Source organism: Flavobacterium sp. KY-23415 (assembly GCF_055384985.1).
This window is the reverse complement of record NZ_AP044001.1, coordinates 78,402-95,504: the sequence shown is the minus strand read 5'-3', so window position 1 is coordinate 95,504 and position 17,103 is coordinate 78,402. Positions and strand designations below refer to the sequence as shown.

The 17,103-nt window shown below is 29.4% G+C and carries 20 protein-coding genes; 5 read left to right on the top strand and 15 right to left on the bottom strand.

Annotated features, from left to right (window positions below):
- Positions 1-345: 345 nt before the first annotated feature.
- The 4 genes from ACZ49Z_RS00475 to ACZ49Z_RS00460 all read right to left on the bottom strand — a co-directional run bounded on the left by ACZ49Z_RS00475 (position 346) and on the right by ACZ49Z_RS00460 (position 2,490).
- Positions 346-816, bottom strand: a complete 471-nt coding sequence (locus tag ACZ49Z_RS00475) for a YybH family protein (RefSeq protein WP_464306249.1) — start codon at positions 814-816, stop codon at positions 346-348.
- 89 nt (positions 817-905) lie between these two features.
- On the bottom strand, positions 906-1,487 hold the full coding sequence (locus tag ACZ49Z_RS00470; RefSeq protein WP_464306248.1) for a Crp/Fnr family transcriptional regulator: 582 nt from the start codon (positions 1,485-1,487) through the stop codon (positions 906-908).
- A gap of 2 nt (positions 1,488-1,489) precedes the next feature.
- Complete coding sequence (locus ACZ49Z_RS00465) at positions 1,490-2,002, bottom strand: hypothetical protein (protein ID WP_464306247.1); 513 nt, start codon at positions 2,000-2,002, stop codon at positions 1,490-1,492.
- A 17-nt stretch (positions 2,003-2,019) separates the two neighbouring features.
- The gene (locus ACZ49Z_RS00460; protein ID WP_464306246.1) at positions 2,020-2,490 is read right to left on the bottom strand and encodes an OsmC family protein; all 471 of its coding nucleotides are present in this window, start codon (positions 2,488-2,490) and stop codon (positions 2,020-2,022) included.
- A gap of 194 nt (positions 2,491-2,684) precedes the next feature.
- Between ACZ49Z_RS00460 and ACZ49Z_RS00455 the strand changes: the two genes are divergently transcribed.
- On the top strand, positions 2,685-3,971 hold the full coding sequence (locus tag ACZ49Z_RS00455) for a sensor histidine kinase (RefSeq protein ID WP_464306245.1): 1,287 nt from the start codon (positions 2,685-2,687) through the stop codon (positions 3,969-3,971).
- Positions 3,972-4,049: 78 nt separating this feature from the next.
- Here ACZ49Z_RS00455 and gwsS read toward each other — a convergent pair whose 3' ends face one another.
- From gwsS to ACZ49Z_RS00430, 5 genes are all read right to left on the bottom strand, one after another.
- Complete coding sequence (gene gwsS / locus ACZ49Z_RS00450) at positions 4,050-5,141, bottom strand: grasp-with-spasm system SPASM domain peptide maturase (protein WP_464306244.1); 1,092 nt, start codon at positions 5,139-5,141, stop codon at positions 4,050-4,052.
- Positions 5,134-5,367 carry a hypothetical protein gene (locus ACZ49Z_RS00445; protein WP_464306243.1) on the bottom strand — a complete coding sequence of 78 codons (234 nt, stop codon included), beginning with the start codon at positions 5,365-5,367 and terminating at the stop codon, positions 5,134-5,136. The genes gwsS and ACZ49Z_RS00445 overlap by 8 nt, the downstream gene beginning before the upstream one ends.
- Positions 5,357-6,343, bottom strand: coding sequence for an ATP-grasp domain-containing protein (locus tag ACZ49Z_RS00440; protein WP_464306242.1), 987 nt, complete (start codon positions 6,341-6,343; stop codon positions 5,357-5,359). The genes ACZ49Z_RS00445 and ACZ49Z_RS00440 overlap by 11 nt, the downstream gene beginning before the upstream one ends.
- Before the next feature lie 62 nt (positions 6,344-6,405).
- On the bottom strand, positions 6,406-7,410 hold the full coding sequence (locus ACZ49Z_RS00435; RefSeq protein WP_464306241.1) for a hypothetical protein: 1,005 nt from the start codon (positions 7,408-7,410) through the stop codon (positions 6,406-6,408).
- Between the two features lie 101 nt (positions 7,411-7,511).
- Positions 7,512-7,763 carry a hypothetical protein gene (locus ACZ49Z_RS00430; protein ID WP_464306240.1) on the bottom strand — a complete coding sequence of 84 codons (252 nt, stop codon included), beginning with the start codon at positions 7,761-7,763 and terminating at the stop codon, positions 7,512-7,514.
- 129 nt (positions 7,764-7,892) lie between these two features.
- Here ACZ49Z_RS00430 and ACZ49Z_RS00425 point away from each other — a divergent pair, with 129 nt between their 5' ends.
- Entirely contained in the window at positions 7,893-8,276 is a 384-nt protein-coding gene (locus ACZ49Z_RS00425; RefSeq protein ID WP_464306239.1) for a helix-turn-helix domain-containing protein, read from the top strand.
- A gap of 130 nt (positions 8,277-8,406) precedes the next feature.
- Here ACZ49Z_RS00425 and ACZ49Z_RS00420 read toward each other — a convergent pair whose 3' ends face one another.
- On the bottom strand, positions 8,407-8,979 hold the full coding sequence (locus ACZ49Z_RS00420) for a pentapeptide repeat-containing protein (RefSeq protein WP_464306238.1): 573 nt from the start codon (positions 8,977-8,979) through the stop codon (positions 8,407-8,409).
- An 18-nt stretch (positions 8,980-8,997) separates the two neighbouring features.
- The gene (locus tag ACZ49Z_RS00415) at positions 8,998-10,347 is read right to left on the bottom strand and encodes a DEAD/DEAH box helicase (protein WP_464306237.1); all 1,350 of its coding nucleotides are present in this window, start codon (positions 10,345-10,347) and stop codon (positions 8,998-9,000) included.
- Between the two features lie 124 nt (positions 10,348-10,471).
- Between ACZ49Z_RS00415 and trxA the strand changes: the two genes are divergently transcribed.
- From trxA to ACZ49Z_RS00400, 3 genes are read left to right on the top strand one after another with little or no spacing between them, the layout of a single operon-like run.
- The gene (gene trxA, locus ACZ49Z_RS00410) at positions 10,472-10,774 is read left to right on the top strand and encodes a thioredoxin (RefSeq protein ID WP_464306236.1); all 303 of its coding nucleotides are present in this window, start codon (positions 10,472-10,474) and stop codon (positions 10,772-10,774) included.
- Positions 10,775-10,807: 33 nt separating this feature from the next.
- On the top strand, positions 10,808-11,197 hold the full coding sequence (locus ACZ49Z_RS00405; protein ID WP_464306235.1) for a rhodanese-like domain-containing protein: 390 nt from the start codon (positions 10,808-10,810) through the stop codon (positions 11,195-11,197).
- A gap of 44 nt (positions 11,198-11,241) precedes the next feature.
- Positions 11,242-11,451 (top strand): YgaP family membrane protein, encoded by a 210-nt coding sequence (locus ACZ49Z_RS00400; RefSeq protein ID WP_464306234.1) that lies wholly within the window; start codon positions 11,242-11,244, stop codon positions 11,449-11,451.
- Between the two features lie 36 nt (positions 11,452-11,487).
- Here ACZ49Z_RS00400 and ACZ49Z_RS00395 read toward each other — a convergent pair whose 3' ends face one another.
- Genes ACZ49Z_RS00395 through uvrA form a run of 4 tightly spaced genes read right to left on the bottom strand, consistent with a single transcriptional unit; the run spans position 11,488 to position 17,011 of the window.
- Positions 11,488-12,213 carry an LOG family protein gene (locus ACZ49Z_RS00395; protein WP_464306233.1) on the bottom strand — a complete coding sequence of 242 codons (726 nt, stop codon included), beginning with the start codon at positions 12,211-12,213 and terminating at the stop codon, positions 11,488-11,490.
- A 21-nt stretch (positions 12,214-12,234) separates the two neighbouring features.
- A complete protein-coding gene (locus ACZ49Z_RS00390) occupies positions 12,235-12,765 on the bottom strand; it encodes a hypothetical protein (RefSeq protein ID WP_464306232.1) in 531 nt (176 codons plus the stop codon).
- Positions 12,766-12,768: 3 nt separating this feature from the next.
- Positions 12,769-14,157 carry an AAA family ATPase gene (locus ACZ49Z_RS00385; RefSeq protein WP_464306231.1) on the bottom strand — a complete coding sequence of 463 codons (1,389 nt, stop codon included), beginning with the start codon at positions 14,155-14,157 and terminating at the stop codon, positions 12,769-12,771.
- 22 nt (positions 14,158-14,179) lie between these two features.
- Positions 14,180-17,011 (bottom strand): excinuclease ABC subunit UvrA, encoded by a 2,832-nt coding sequence (gene uvrA, locus ACZ49Z_RS00380; RefSeq protein ID WP_464306230.1) that lies wholly within the window; start codon positions 17,009-17,011, stop codon positions 14,180-14,182.
- Between the last annotated feature and the right edge of the window lie 92 nt (positions 17,012-17,103).

Below are 17,103 nucleotides of genomic sequence, written 5' to 3'. Positions count from 1 at the left end.
TAATGGTATTTTTACTGAGTGAATGTGTAACGGTAAAAATATGCATTTATAATGATAAAAAAGGTGGTGTTGAAAAACAAAAAAATAACTTTAAATTCAAATAAAAAACGAAAGTTCTTTTTTTATATTTTGGTTTTTGTTCTTTCTTTTTTATTTCAATTATGCATTAGAGTTTTGTTATGAAAAAGGACTGCTTTGTAGTTGCTTTCGTACTCTGTTTTACGACCTTAATGTTGTTAATGTTACATTTGTGGTTCAAAATTTCGGTACTTCGCAACTTTTTTGCATACATTTCTCCCATAACAAAGTCTAATGCATAAGGAGGTCTTAAAAATTGATTTTATATTATTTTGTTTTGTTAAACATGTATCGGGCTATTTTCCAGTTGTCATTTTCTTTTTCAAAAATGAATAATTCTCTGTTTTCTTCTGGAAGAGTTGCTTTAGTAGCATGAATTAGTGTTTCTCCTTTTGAACTGGTTACTGCGTAGGCAAAATTATTTTCGATGGTTATTTCTTCAATATAAAACTCAATATTTAATTGAATTTGAGAGAAAACGAAATCATAGGATGCTTTAATTTGTTCTTTGCCTATTGCAGATGGTCCAGAAGAAGGCATAAAAATACCGTCTTTAGTGTAGAGTGCAGTCGCTTTCTCAGCATTTGAAGTGTTTAATGTTTCTTTATAGTTCATTAATACCTTTTCAATTTCTAGTTTTTCTTGTTTTTCCATAATAGTATTTGTTTCTGTTATTTTTTCTTTTTTGCAGCTTGTTACAAGTAAAATGATTGTAGGCAATAGGAATAATTTCTTCATTACTTTGTTTATTTTTATTTCATTACAAAGATGCAAAGAGGCTAGGAAACCTACTTATAAGGTAGTTTAAGAAAAACGCTTAAGGTAGTTTAAGATTGTGTAATTCTTTTGCGAATAGTACTAAGGAACTCTGGTGTTACACCAAGAAAAGATGCAATTTGCACATTAGAAATTCGGTTGAAAAGACTTGGGTATCGTTTTTCAAAGTCAAGATAACGTTCTTCTGCGGTGGAGCTAATATTTTGTATGATTCGTCTTTGACAACTGATTAGTGCGTTTTCTGTGAACACTCTAAAAATGAGATTGAATTTAGGATAGTCAATAAACAGGCGTATTTGATCTTCTTTTTGAATTTGTAGTACAGTTGAATTTTCAAGAGCTTCAATATAGAATTTACTGGGTTCTTCGGAATGGAAACTTCCAATATCTCCAATCCACCAATTCTCGATAGCAAATTGTAAATTGTGTTCTTTTCCGTTTTTATCTACCATGTACATTCTGAAACAGCCTTCTATAACAAATGTATTTACTTTGCAAACATCGCCTTCTTGAAGGATGAATTGTCTGCGTTTTATTTTTCGTTCTTTAAATTTTGCAGTAACAACTGTCTTTTCTGTTGCATTTAAGGGGAGTATCTTGGAGAAATAGTCTATAATTGGTTTTGTGTTCATTTTTATTGTTTTACTGTTGTGTATTTTCGGCCGATTAAGCTACATTTTTTGGTAATATTCCAAAATGCAAAGCCAGGGCTTCCTGTTGGAATAGTCCAATAGACAGTTGTGTCCTCTTGTGTTTTAATTCCAAACGCTTCAAAATTGCCTTCTGTTTTTACACTTTTTACTAAAGAAAAGGTTGTTTTGTTTTGATGCATTATTTCAAAACCTTCGTGATGTTTAAAATTGGAATAATAGATGGATTCGGATGTTATTTTGTTTGTTTTTATGAATCTTTCGGTTGTATTAATAATATAGGAGTCTTTAGTTTTTAGAACTAAAATAGGTATTTCATTTTCGTTTAATTGGATTAAAAGTATTATGTTCTCTTGTATTGTTTTTTCTATTACATCAAAAAAAGTAAATAATTCTGAACCATTAAATTGCGATTTGGTTTTATTATAGTATTTACAAAACCAAAATTCAATACGTTCTTTAATCTGTTCTTTTGTTTTAAAAATTTTTTCTTCCATTTTATATAGCAATACAATTATTCAAGTATAATTTTCGGATGGTGTGCTATTTTAAAATTGCAAGAATTTGCAATAAAACAGCGTTTATTGGCTTCTTCATGAAGTTCTTTTGCTTTTTGTTGCATGTTTTCATCGGTTATAGTTACAATTGGGTACAACGTAACGCAAGTAAATCTTCCCGAACCGTCTGCTGTTTCTTCCATTGTTCCTGTAGCATTGTCAATATAGGCAGTAACAATGATTTTATTAATTGAACACAAATGCAAATACCAAAGCATGTGGCAAGAGGATAAAGAGGACAAAAATAAATCTTCTGGATTGTATTTTGTTGGATCTCCTAGAAAAGCAGGATCGGAAGAACCTTGTATTGTGTTGTATTTCCCTTCTGCAAGAATGTTGTGGTTTCGGTTATAGGATTTGTAATTGAGTGTTCCATCGCCTAAATTTCCAGTCCATTCTACTTTTATTTTGTAATGATGTTCCCTCATTTTGGTTTTATTTGTTTGTAGTATTCAAATTTACAATTAATATTATGAAGTCGTTTCAACTTTTTTGAATTGATTTTAAAAAGGTAATTTGGTTTGCGTGTTGTGTTTTTTTTTATTGTAATAATTTGAAAAACAGTTTTTTAAAATTGTTTTTTGTATTTTTAGGTGATTAAGTTAAATTTATCACTACTGCTATGCTATTTAACCTATTAAAAAATGCTGGAAAATTAGAACCCTTCGAGCGCAAGAGTACTGGATTGGTTTTGTGTTTGGTTGCACCTGGTTTGTATCTTTATTCTATTTTAATTTTTTGGTTGCGACCAACTGCTATAGAAATTAATGGTGCTCGTTTGTTTTTTTTATTGTTTTTTTTATTGTTTGGAGCTTTTGCTTGGCTAAATAAGAAATGGGTTGCAAATTATTATGGTTGGCTTTCTTTTTTCCCACTTTGGCTTTTTGGTCATTATTTAATTTATACTACTTTTTTAAATTCTTTTGCAATTGATTACTTGTTGGGGACTTATATTGTGATTTTTGGTTCTATATTAATTTTAAGTAATAGGGTGTTAATTGTGTTTTTAAGTGCTACCCAATTGCTCCACATGATATATAGGGTGCAACAATCTTCTTTAGATGTAGTTCTTGAGGGTGCCATTATTATTTCTATGTCTGCCATATTCTTTTATTCTTTTATCATTTTAAATGGTGCTGTTCGTTATAGCAAAATGTTATTAGAAGTAAATAAGGATTTGGAAAGAAAAGTTACAGAACGCACTTCTTCTTTAGAAGAAAGAGCAAAGGAGCTTTCTGAGAGAAATAAAGATTTAGAAGAATTTGCCTATGTGGTTTCACATGATTTAAAGCGTCCGTTGAGAAATATTTATACTATATCGCAATGGTTGGTAGAAGATAGTAAAGATAAATTCGATGAGGAGATTGTGAATAATTTAGATTTAATTAAAGAGCAGGTTACTCAAATGGATTTGCTGGTTGAAGGAATTCTTAATTATTCATTGCAAGATAAAACCAGTGAGGGTGTTGTTGCTGTTGATCTGAATGTTTTATTAAAACGTCTTATTGCTGTGAATATATCTAAAAACTGTGCTATAGTTATGAATGGGGAATTTCCAACGATTATTGTGAATGAATCTCAAATTCTTCAAGTATTTCAAAATCTTATTCAAAATGCCATAAAGCATAATGATAAAGAGCAAATAGCGATAGCAGTCGATTATAAGAACGAAGAGCGCTTTCACTTGTTTTCAATTAAAGACAATGGCCCAGGTATTGAAGAGAAATATTTTGAAAAGATTTTTCAACTGTTTCAGAAATTGGAAATAAAGCCAGAAGTAGATTCTATTGGAATTGGTTTGGCTTTGGTGAAAAAAATAATCAATAGAAGCGGAGGTACGATTTGGTTGGAAAGTGAGCTGGGTATTGGAACTACTTTCTTTTTTACTTTGCCCAAGAAGGGAAATTAATTTTTAAGGGTTTTTATTAGTAATATTATTTTGATAACTTATAGATAACTGTCTTAACAGGTTGTAGTCTTGTTAAATTTATTTTTTTATTAACTCCTGCATATCATAATATTCAATTGTCTTTTGTTTTAAAGGATTTGTACTCCATTCTTCCCATTCATTGGTATAAGGATTATAACCGCACTTCAAGGGTTTTGAATATTGGTTTTTTGGCTCTTCAATATAAGCGCGACAATCTGTACATATATACCGGAATTCACAATCTTTACAAACGTTTATATGGTCTTTTGTAATGTTCCAATATTTTTTAAAATCTTCATTGATTAATATTTCTTCTAGTGATGTATCTTTTATATTTCCAAAGTTTTGTGATATTGAAGGACAATTTTTGATATTTCCTTGTTTATCAATGGAAAGTTTACGATTTAAACAAGAATTATGACTTTGAGATTCTGTAAATGATTCTACTACAACGTTAAAATAATTATGATGAATAACTCCACAATGTGTTTCATTATTTATTTCTTGTTTTACAGCTGCAATGATTCCGAAACCATAATTTTCTTCTTGAATAATTTCGTTTTTAATATATGAATGAATCGTTACACTTTTTATTTTTTTATTTAGAAATACCCATTCTTTTAAATTTTCAATAGAAATAGTTTCATTATATTTCATAATAAACCCTACAGATTTTATGAAAGAAGTGTTAACTATTTTCATTATTGCATTTATTACAGGGAAATCTACTTTGTCATAAAATCGCAATTGGACATGCCTACAATTTGATGGAATTAAAAAAGCATCGACTATTTTTTGAAAATCATGATTTGAATTTTTATCATAATCAATAATTGCATTCGAAATTGTAGAAGCATAATCAAAATCCATAGATAAAGATGGAAATTGTTTTGCTTCCGTTCTCGTACATTCAAATACATACTCATTACTAATAAGAAAGTCCATGTATTCTTTAAGAATAGGCATACTTTCTTCGTCTAATTGTTTTCTTATTTCATATAAATCAATTACATTGTCATCATCAAATAAACCAGATAAACTAAGTGGAATCAATTGAAATTTACTTTTTTGTAAATCGCAAATTAGGGCTCTATTTTTTCCTTTTACTATAATGCAATTAGCAAAAAGTTTATAAATATTTTTATTCATCTAGTTTTGAAAAATCTATTATTTTTGAAAAAGGCTTGTAAAAAGGACTCGATAAATAGCATTTTGTTTCAAAATGTCCAAAGTAAATGAAATTTTCTTCTTGACTTTTTTTTGACTTTTTTTCTTCTATTTCAATTTCCCATAGTTGCGCAATAAAAGGGAATTTATCAGCTTCCTTTTTTAAAATTTCTTTAATTTGATTTTTTAAAATTTCCTTATTCTCCATTTAGTAATGTTTTAGCGATTAATTTTTCAATATTAAAATTGCAACCTCTACTTAGCCATTGAAATTGACCTATTGGATTTACTTCGAGAAAAACGTATTTATTATCTAAAGTATAGATTAAATCAAATGAACCACAATTCAAGTCTAGCAATTTCATTAGTTTAATCAGTTTCATTTCTATATCATTTGGTAATAAAAAAGGAACCGTTCTATTTGGATTTTCATTGTCATAATTTCGATAATCAATTTTGGTTTTCTCATTTTGCTGGCTAAAAATAGCCATAGTATTAAAAGTTCCATTCAGATAAAAACTTCTTATTTCAAATTTTTTATCTGTATATTTTTGAAATAAAGAGGGTTGAAATTTTTCTTCATTAAAATGGTCTATATTTTCTTTTGTAATTACTTTTGTTGAAGTAAAAAAATGCACTGTATAATCATTAATTTGATGTTCAGAAAATGGATTTTCTATTGGCTTGGTTATTACTTTAACATGTTTATTCAAAAACTCTTTAACATCAATAAGGTTGGTTGTAATTAAAGTGTCAGGAAAATCTAAATTTACTTCTCTACAAAGTGCTAATTGTTGTAGTTTTCCTATTTTGTTGTCATCATATTTATTAATTTGAATAGCATTTTTCTTTTTATTAAGAAAATCAAGTATGGGTTTTGAATTATTTATATGAATACTTTCTGAAATAAAAGTGTTAGTTTTTGAGATGTGAAAGAAACCTCTTCTATACCAATAATTAGAACTTAAAGAAAAATTTGTTTTATTTAAGTTGATTTCAAAATTTGAATTGGATAATTCAAATTTTAAATCATTAATGTTATAACTATTTAAATAGGATTGAATTGCAATATTAGAGTCTAAGTGTTTTAGCCATTGAATAACGTCATCTGTACTTCTGTCATCTGCGTCAGATTGAATAACAATTTTACCCTTATTAAAGTCATTAAGTAAATTTGAATTCATATTGGTTTAGGGTAGAAAAAAATTATGTTAAAAATTCAAAAAATAAGCTATAATGTGAAAACTTATCTGCAACTCATGAAACCCCAAAAAAATTTAAATCCGTATTTTTCTTCATATTCTTTTTTTAAATCGTCTATCTCTAAACTGGTTATAAAAAGTTTAGCTCGTTGTTCGTTAATTTTTTTTGAATACTTATCATACTTGTTATAATGAACATATAGATGATTTTTATAAGGAATATCTGGGCTTGCACATGAAGAAGTGCGATACATATTGTCATGGAAAAGTGCAACATCTCTGGGGTGAATATTACCATTTCTAATTTCTCTTAACCATATATCGTTTAGTTTTTTATAGCTACAGAAGTTATGGATCATTATTAAATAGATCATGTGTTGCGATAATAAACCATCTTCGCTTGTAAAATAAGTTTTTAAAGTTGCATCTTCATTTATTAACTTGGGCAAATCTTTATATTTTGATTTAGAATCCTTAAAAACTATAGAATCTTGAATGCCCAAAATTTTTTCTCCAGGAAATCCTTTTTCTCTTATTAGTTTTTCAATTTTGAGAAAAGCGCGATCTCTTTTACTCTCATAGTTTTTTGCCTTTGGATCCCATTTATCTCTTTGATCTTGAAGTCCCATAGTATATAGGGTATTCAAATAGTCCAAATCTAATTTCTCTAAATATTTTTTTCTTCTAACGGCATGTTCTTTTACTAGTACTTTATCAATTAATAGTTTTTTTAAATCTGGTTCAAAAAGTTTAATCCATCGTAAATGATTTAGAGTTAAACCAAAATCAAATCCTTTAATAAGATACCTTTTATAATCTTTTTTAGAATAATAGGCTATTTGTGCGGCATTCACAGCATCTTTAACAAAAATAAAGTCAAATTCTTTAAATGCTTTGTCATAATAATATAGCGAGCTATCAACATTTTTTTCTTTTAGAAAAAATATTTCTCCTTTATTGATTAGCTTATGATAATAAGTATAATCTTTATTATTTTGTGAATAGATACCAAATGAAATGATAAAAAAAAGAAAGTAAATTAATTTCATCTTTTAAATTTTAAAAAAAAGTATAACAATATAGAAACTATTCCACTTGCAAGACACAAGTAGAATAATTTTATTTGTGAACAAAAGATAATGTTTTGCGTTTAATTTGGGATGTTTTCATGTTTACGAAAATCAACATATCCAGGGCGTCCGTTTAGAAGGCTTGCTTGTGGTAAAACAGTATTTGGTTCTCCAAAAGTTTTAGTGTTAATAGTATCAGTACCATGGTATCTGTTATTTCTAAAGGTAGTTGGTTGGTCACCTTCAGCTCCTCCAACGATTTTCATTTTGTTTTGAATCTCATTTTGTTTAAAAGGTTCAAATTTGTCTTTCTTTAAAGTTTCTAATTTCATGTGTAATAAATTTAAATTAAATCATTTAACATAACAAATTAACAAAACAATAGGAAGTAGTAAATACAACAATTGTTTATTTTTTGGTAACTAAAGTTTAATTTTTACTAAATTAGCAGAAAAAAAATAATGAATCTAGGTGAAAAATTACATTCGTTAAGGAAAACTAGAAAATTGTCTCAAGAACAACTAGCTTTAGAATTAGAAATTTCAAAAACAGCACTTATTAATTGGGAAAGTAATAAGTCAAAACCAAGTATTGATAATTTAATGAAAATTTGTGATTTTTATGAAACTGATATTTATTCTTTACTTGAAGGCGTTTCCAATGTGAATTTTTCGAATGCTCAGTTTAAAGGTTCTAATTATGTTATTAATCCTAATAACTCAACTATAAATTTTACAAATTCTACAGAAGTAATAAATTCACTGCTAGACAATCAAAATAAAATATCCAATTTGCTCGAACAACAAACAAAGCTGGTTGAAAAATTAATAGATGATTTGAAATAATTTTTTTAAAATTAAAGAAGGTATTTAGATTAAATGTTTTGTAATTAGTTTAGCATTTTTTTGAATACCTTTTTTATTGAAATGTTTATAAACTTAGCTTTAATTAGTGATAATTGGAAAACAGAAGAAACTACTTCACAACAATGTCATATTTCTGCAACAATCCTTGCAATCCTTCAAGAGAAAATTGTGCTTTTTTTATTTTGTTCACTTCAGGGTCAAAAGCATAGTTGAAACTGGTTGTAAAATCAGCTTTGTTGAGTATGGTTTCAATGAAAACGGTTCTGCGTAGATCGCAATGATCAAAAATAGCCTCAGTCAAGTCGGTTTTCATGAAATCGGCAGCCACTAAACTACAACCCGAAAAACTAATTTTTCTAAGTTTTAAGGCATAAAATTTGGCATAATCTAGAAGACAATCTGTAAAGTTAAAGTCATAAATGACTTGGTCTGTCATGGCAAAATTTACATTAGTAAAATCACATTTAATGAATGCAACACCGCGAAGCGAAACATAATTAATTTTAGTATCATTAAAATTACATTCGGTAAAGGTGCAATCTATAAAATAGACGCTAGAAAAATAGCAATTTCTAAAATCACAATTTACGAACTGACAGTTTTCAAATTCTTTATATTTGATGTCGTCTTCTTTGAAAATAATATCTGTAAATCGTTGGTCGTGTAGAAAATCGTTTGCCATGTTGTGCAAATTACAAGGTTATTTTTTCTTTCTTTTTGCAGCTTTTTTTGCTTCTGCTGCTCTGTTTCTTGGTGCCGTTTTTCTTGGTTTGGTTTTTCCTGGACCACCAAGGTTTATTTTTTTGTTTTTGTCTTTTTTCTCATGGAAAGCCGCACCTCTTTCGTCGGTCTTTATTTTTTTTCCTATTGATTTGAATCGACGTTTGTCTTTTTCAAATTCTAATTTTTTCTCAGATACTTCAATGGTTGAAGGCATTTCGAAAACCTCTATTTCTTTGTTCATTAAGGTTTCTGCAGCAAGTAGTAAATCTTCTTCATAGGGAGCAACTAAACTAATGGCTACACCCTCTTTGTCTGCACGACCCGTTCTACCAATACGGTGCATGTATTTTTCTGGGCTATCTGCAAATTGAAGATTGATTACATGGCTAATGTTTGAAATATCTAGACCACGTGCCATTACGTCTGTTGTGATAATTCCTCTAAGTGCTGCATTTTGAAAACTAGCCATAGTGCTTAAACGATAGTTTTGGGATTTGTTGGAATGAATCACTCCAAATTGATCTGGAAAGTCTTCGTTTATTAATTCGAACGCAACATCGACTAATTTTTTATTGTTAACAAAGATTAAAACACGTTCAGTGGTTTCATCTGTGTTTAATATGTGTTTAATAACGTCAATTTTTGTTAAGAAATTGGGTATGTGATATAGCTTCTGTTGAATTTGCTCTAACGGTGTTCCGCTTGGTGCTAAAGATACCTCTTCTGGAAATTCGAAAAATTCATCTAAGACATCATCAACATCTTCGGTCATGGTTGCAGAAAACATGATGTTTTGTCTTCTGCTTTTCATCATTGACAAAATAGAAGTTAACTGCACACGGAAACCAAGGTTTAATATTTCATCAAATTCATCGATAACTAATTTTTGTAAATTATCAAAACGTAAAACACCATCTAAGGCCAAGTCCATTACTCGACCAGGTGTTCCTACAAGAATATCTATGCCTTCAGCTAGGCTTTTTCGTTGCGTGTTGATGTTTACTCCTCCAAAAATTCCTAAGGAGCGAACAGACATGTATTGGGTTAGTTTTTCTACTTCTTCAACAACCTGAACGACTAATTCCCTTGTTGGTACAAGTATGACTACTCTTGGAGATTCATTATTTTGAAATTTCCATTGTTTTAAAATGGGTAATAAATACGCAAATGTTTTTCCAGTTCCAGTTTGTGCAATTCCCATCATGTCTCTGCCAGATAGTATGACCGAGAAAGATTTTTCTTGAATTGGAGTAGGGGTAACGAATCCAAGTTCGTCTATTGCTTTTTGAAGTGATTTTGGTAAATCGAAATCTTGAAATGTTTTCATTAATGCTGTATTTTGCGCAAAGGTACGTAATCTTTTTGGGATTGATGATTTTGACTTATGTAACTTAGATTACATTTTTTAAGTCTGTTTTTTTGTAATTTCGTACTACTAAAAAAGAATTATTATGAATGAGAAATTTAATGCACTAATTGGACAAAATCAGTTAACTTTAGTAGATTTTTATGCGGATTGGTGTGGTCCATGTAAAACCATGTCTCCAATTCTTCAAGAAACAAAATCGATATTAAAAGATGAGGTTAAGATTATAAAAATTAATGTAGATCAATATCAAGATTTGGCAAGTGAATTTATGGTGAGGGGTGTTCCAACATTAATTTTGTTTAAAGAGGAGAAGATGTTGTGGAGACAATCTGGTGTTGTGGGAGCCAATGATTTGGTTTCGATAATAAGAGGTCAAATGAATTAATTTTTTTGTATATTTAATGAAAAATAAATTAAAATGAAATTTAGAATTGGAATTATAGGTCTTGTGTTTTTAGCAACAACAGCTTGTGTAAAGTCGCAAACAGAAAGTGTAACGCTTGCCAATAGTGTTGTTTTTGAGCAAAAGATGCACGATGAAGGTGTTCAGCTTATTGATGTTAGGACTGCAGATGAGTTTAATTCTGGTCATTTGGCTAAGGCTCAAAATATAGATATTAAATCAAAGGATTTTGAACAAAAGATAGCAACATTAGACAAAACAAAACCAGTAATGGTTTATTGTAAAGCAGGAGGAAGAAGTGCAAGGGCAGCAGAAAAACTTAAAGAATTAGGGTTTACTAAAATTGTAGATTTAGAAGGAGGAATTACAGATTGGAAAGCAGAAGGAAAGCCTATTGAAAATTAAAAAAAATAGCATGAGTAACCATTAATCAATTAAATTTATATAATATGAAAAAAAATGTAGGGAATGGAGATCGTTTTCTTCGAATTATTATAGGTATAATTGCCTTAATATTAGGAATTTCGGGCTCATTAGAAGGCACTTTTAAATGGGTTGTTCTTGGCTTTGGTTTGGTTATGATTGTTACTTCATCGCTTCAATTTTGTGGACTTTATGCTCTTTTTGGTATTAACACTTGCAAAGTGAAAAAAAAATGAAAAAGAGGCAGTCTATTTAGGCTGCCTCTTTGTTTTTTAGAAATTTGGAGATAAGTTATATTTTTTATAGAAACTATCTAGTGCTTCAAGCACTTGGTCTTCATTGTCAACAATAGTAAACAAATCTAAATCTTGAGGACTAACATTGTTGAATTTTTCTAACAGTACTGTTTTTACCCAGTCCATTAATCCTGTCCAGAATTCTGTACCAACAAGAATAATTGGAAATTTTGCAATTTTTTTAGTTTGGATTAGTGTTATTGCTTCAAACAATTCGTCTAATGTTCCAAAACCTCCAGGCATTACAACAAATCCTTGTGAATATTTCACAAACATTACTTTTCTAACAAAGAAATAATCGAAATTTAGATTCTTGTCTCTGTCAATATAAGGGTTGAAATGTTGTTCAAAAGGAAGTTCTATGTTTAAACCTACAGAAGTTCCTCCTCCATAATGCGCTCCTTTGTTTCCAGCTTCCATAATTCCAGGTCCACCACCAGTAATTACTCCATAACCTCCTTTGCTAATTTTGTATGCAATTTTTTCAGCTAATAAATAATATTTGTCTTCTGGTTTTGTTCTTGCAGAACCAAAAATAGAAACGCAAGGACCAATTCTTCCCATTGCTTCATATCCGTTAACAAATTCGGACATGATTTTAAATATTGCCCATGAATCGTTGGTTCTTATCTCGTTCCAAGTTTTTTGTTTAAACTTTTCTTGTATTCTGTGATCTTCGTTTTCATATTGATCTAATGCCATTTTTCTTTGCTTATTAATTTATTATAAATGAAGAATTTCCATTATTTGAAATTCATTTTTATGATTATAGTGTATAATTTCATTTTCATCTTTTGTACACCTATCAGTAGCAGTTTTTTGTCGCGATAATGCAGCTTCACTTATTTTGATTTTCCTAAAATGCATATCTTCTGTGAAATCAATTCCAGTTCTTTTACCTGAGTTTATTATAAATTTAGCAAATTCTTCACTAGAAATTAGTTGGTTACTAGCACTTTCAGTTCCTAATTTTAATTCAACAAGTAATATGAATAGAGCCTTTCTTTTTTGAACAAATATAATGTAATCACATATTTTTGATAATCCTGTATTTCTATTGAAATATGGAAAAGGAGAAACTTTGTCTGGGTCTAATCTAAAAAGGAGATATTTTATATCTTTGTGACTTTTTATTTTTCTAATCATTCTAAATTCTTTACCAGACTTATCTTTATTTCGTTCCTCAAGTATATCTGAATTAATAAAGTAGTCTTGTTTTAGAATTTGTTTAATAAGATCTAATTGATTCATCATGTTCTATTCAGCAATTCCAAAACGAGATGTATAAAATAATTGATTTGCTATTTCGCTTTGATTTTCTATAGTATCATCAATTGATTTAATACTAAATCCATTTAAATTTTTTGTTATTTCTTTTACTTCAGCTTTTAACGATTTGTCATTTTTAAAGCTAAATAAATACATGTTAATATCATTTTCTTCAAAAATTTCATCTTCATTATAGCCTAATTCTGTCGCTATTTTTTTTACATCTCCATCTCCTTTAGATATCATTAAAATATTATTAAATTCTCTAATTATATAATCACTATGTGTACTTAAAATTATTCGTAATCCTTTTTTAATTAATTTACTAAAAATTCTTGTTAATAAAATTTGATTATTTGGATGTAAATTAAGCTCAGGTTCATCAATAATTATAAGATCATTTTCTACTGCTTTGTGTTTTAAATATAATATTAAACTAGCTAATGTTTTTACAATAGAAGAACTTTGATGGAAAGATAGTGATAATGATTTTGCTTTATTGCTTTTAAATTCAACATTCCCTTCTTTAGAAATTACAACTTTCCCATTTAGCAATTCATTTTCTATTTCTTCAGCAAAATAATAAAATTTACTTTGAGTTTTTTGATACTCATCTAAATCATCAGCTATTTTTAATGCATCCTTAATTGCCTGTGGATATCTTGTTTTTCTGTTTAATAATAATTGAAATGGATTCAAGTCTTTTTTGTCAAGAAGCATTTCTTGTATCATCTCATATCTTTCATTGTTTCTAATTGATAATTCATTACTAAATGTAAAAATAGAATTTCTTTCAACTGGAAAAAAAACTGATGATGTAATTGGGAAAAAAGCTAATAATGAATATATCCTTGACATTAATACAATTTCAATATAACTTATAAACCTTTCATCTCTTTTTGTTTCATTAGGAATGGTTATTTTTAAATTTTCTTTATCTTTGGAGATAATAAAACTATATTCATCTAATTTTATATCCCACTTGTATCTAAGATTAAGAATTCTTTCTTTAAATTTATCTTCTGTTTCTAAAAATGTAATGTTTGATTTGTTGAAATATTGTTCTTGTTTAGTTTCAGAAAGTGCAAATAAACTCCACAAATTATCTTTAATTTGTGATATTTCATGTTGTTGATATTTCCATAATTTATCAATATTTATTGATAAATTTGCTTCTTTTTCAGAAACAAGATTGTTAATGTATTCTTTGTCTAATCTAATTCCTAAATTTTTGTTTTCAAGTGAAGTAATTGCATAAATTATATAAGCCATATATGTCTTTCCAGTTCCATTTGGCCCACAAAAAATATTTAATTTTTTTGATAAATCTATCGAAGCTTCTTTAATAGCTCCAATTTCTTTAACTTGTATTTTCATTTCCTTTATTTTTATAGACGTGCTAAGATAATTCTTTTTTCAAAAACTGAGCAGTATAACTTTTTTTATTTTTGATGACTTCTTCTGGTGTTCCTTTGGCTACTAATTGGCCACCACCTTTTCCTCCTTCATATCCAATATCTATGATGTAATCTGCTAACTTGACAACATCTAGATTGTGTTCAATAATTAGTACGGTATTTCCTTTATTAACCAAGATATTGATTACGTCCATTAATACTCTGATGTCTTCAAAATGCAATCCTGTTGTTGGTTCATCTAAAATATAAAAAGTATTTCCGGTGTCTTTTTTGGAAAGTTCTGTTGCTAATTTTACACGTTGCGCTTCACCACCAGACAATGTTGTGCTTTGTTGTCCAAGGGTAATATAACCTAAACCAACATCTTGTATGGTTTTTACTTTTCGATATATTTTTGGAATGTTCTCAAAGAACTCAACCGCTTCATCAACTGTCATGTTTAAAACATCTGATATGGATTTCCCTTTGTATCTAATTTCGAGAGTTTCTCTATTGAATCGTTTTCCTTGGCAGGTTTCACATTCAACATATACATCGGGTAAGAAACTCATTTCAATAGTGCGAACACCAGAGCCTTCACAAGTTTCACAACGACCTCCTTTTACATTGAAACTAAAACGACCAGGTTTGTAGCCTCTAATTTGAGCTTCTGGTGTTAATGTGAAAAGACTTCTAATTTCTGAAAACACATCGGTGTAAGTCGCTGGGTTGCTTCTTGGTGTTCTACCAATTGGACTTTGGTCTATAGCAATTACTTTGTCAATATGTTCTAGTCCTTCAATTTTTTTATAGGCTTGTGGTTTTTTTACAGCATTAAAAAAGTGAGCGTTTAGAATTGGGTAAAGTGTTTCGTTAATTAAGGTCGATTTTCCACTTCCAGAAACTCCTGTAACACAGATTAGTTTCCCTAATGGGAATTCTACAGTTACATTTTTTAAATTATTTCCAGTCGCTCCAGATAGTTTTAACACTTTTCCGTTTCCTTCTCTTCTAGTTGTTGGAACTTCAATACTCATTTTGCCATTCATAAATTGAGCAGTAATGGTGTTGTGTTGTAATATTTCTTGCGGAGTTCCTTGACTGATAATTTCTCCTCCAAAACGTCCTGCTTTAGGCCCAATATCTATAACATGGTCTGCTCTTTCAATCATGTCTTTGTCGTGTTCAACAACGATGACTGAGTTTCCAATATCTCGCAGACTTTCTAAAGATTGAATTAAGCGTTCGTTATCTCTTTGATGTAAGCCTATGCTTGGCTCATCTAATATATACAAGACGCCCACTAATTGAGAGCCAATTTGTGTTGCTAAACGAATGCGTTGTGCTTCTCCACCAGAAAGTGTTTTTGAACCTCTATTTAATGATAGGTAGTTTAGACCAACATCTAATAGAAATTGAAGTCTTGAAGTGATTTCTTTGATAATTTCTTTAGCAATGATTAATTGTTTTTCAGATAAATGTTGTGGTAATGTGGCAAACCAGTCTGATAATTCAGAAATATCCATTTGAACTAAATCACCAATGTTTTTGCCATCAATTTTAAAATATAAGGCTTCTTTTCTTAAACGTGTACCATTGCATTCAGAACAATCATTTTCGTCCATAAATTCTTTTGCCCAACGTTTGATGGAAGAGGAACCGCTTTCTTCGTATTGATTTTTTATGAAATTTGAAATACCTTCAAAATCTATTTTGTAATCTTTTGTGATTCCCATCACTTTGGAAACTACTGAAAATTTTTCATTTCCGCCATACAAAATCATATCTAAAGCTTCTTTAGGAATGGTTTCTATTGCGTCTGTAATTTTAAAATCAAATTTGAGTGCAATAATCTCTAATTGCTTAAAAATCCAAGAGTTTTTATAGTCACCTAGAGGTGCAAAACCACCATTTTTAATAGATAGTTTTGGGTTGGGAATAATTTTAGTTAAATTAATTTCATTTATGGTTCCTAAACCATTACAGCTAGAACAAGCTCCTTTGGGAGAGTTGAAAGAAAAATTATTTGGTTCTGGATTTGGATAGGAAACTCCAGAGGTTGGACACATTAATGTGCGGCTAAAATAGCGCACTTCTTGGCTTTCTTGCTCAATAATCATTAATATATCTTCTCCATGATACATGGCAGTGTTGATACTTTCGTTTAGGCGTTTGTGGGTGTCTTCGTCATCTTCGATTGCTATTCTATCAATAACAATTTCGATATCGTGTGTTTTGTAGCGATCTACTTTCATGCCAAACTCTAAGTCACGAATTTGACCATCTACACGCACTTTTAAAAAGCCTTGTTTTGAGATTTGTTCAAACAATTCTCTGTAATGTCCTTTTCTAGAGCGGATAACAGGAGCTAGAATGTTTACTCTTTTGCCTTTGAAATTTTCTAATATTAGTGCTTTTATTTGTTCGTCAGAATAGGAAACCATTTTTTCTCCTGTATTATAACTAAACGCATCTGCAGCTCTAGCATATAAAAGTCTCAGAAAATCATATATTTCAGTAATTGTGCCAACGGTGGATCGTGGACTTTTGCTTGTTGTTTTTTGTTCTATTGCAATTACAGGGGAAAGACCATCAATTTTATCCACATCGGGTCTTTCAAGTCCTCCTAAAAATTGTCTAGCATAGGCAGAGAATGTTTCTATATATCTTCGTTGTCCTTCAGCATATATGGTATCGAATGCGAGTGAGGATTTTCCAGAACCCGATAGTCCTGTAATGACTACCAGTTTTTCTCTAGGTATTATTACATCTATGTTTTTAAGGTTATGAGCTCTTGCACCTATAATTTCAATTGTGTCGTCTGTGTTTAGCATAATTTTTGGCAAAATGCAAAGATACTATTTTTAAGTAGATAAGTATTTTTGATTTTAAAATTAGATTGTTATTTTTGAATGAATTAAATTAT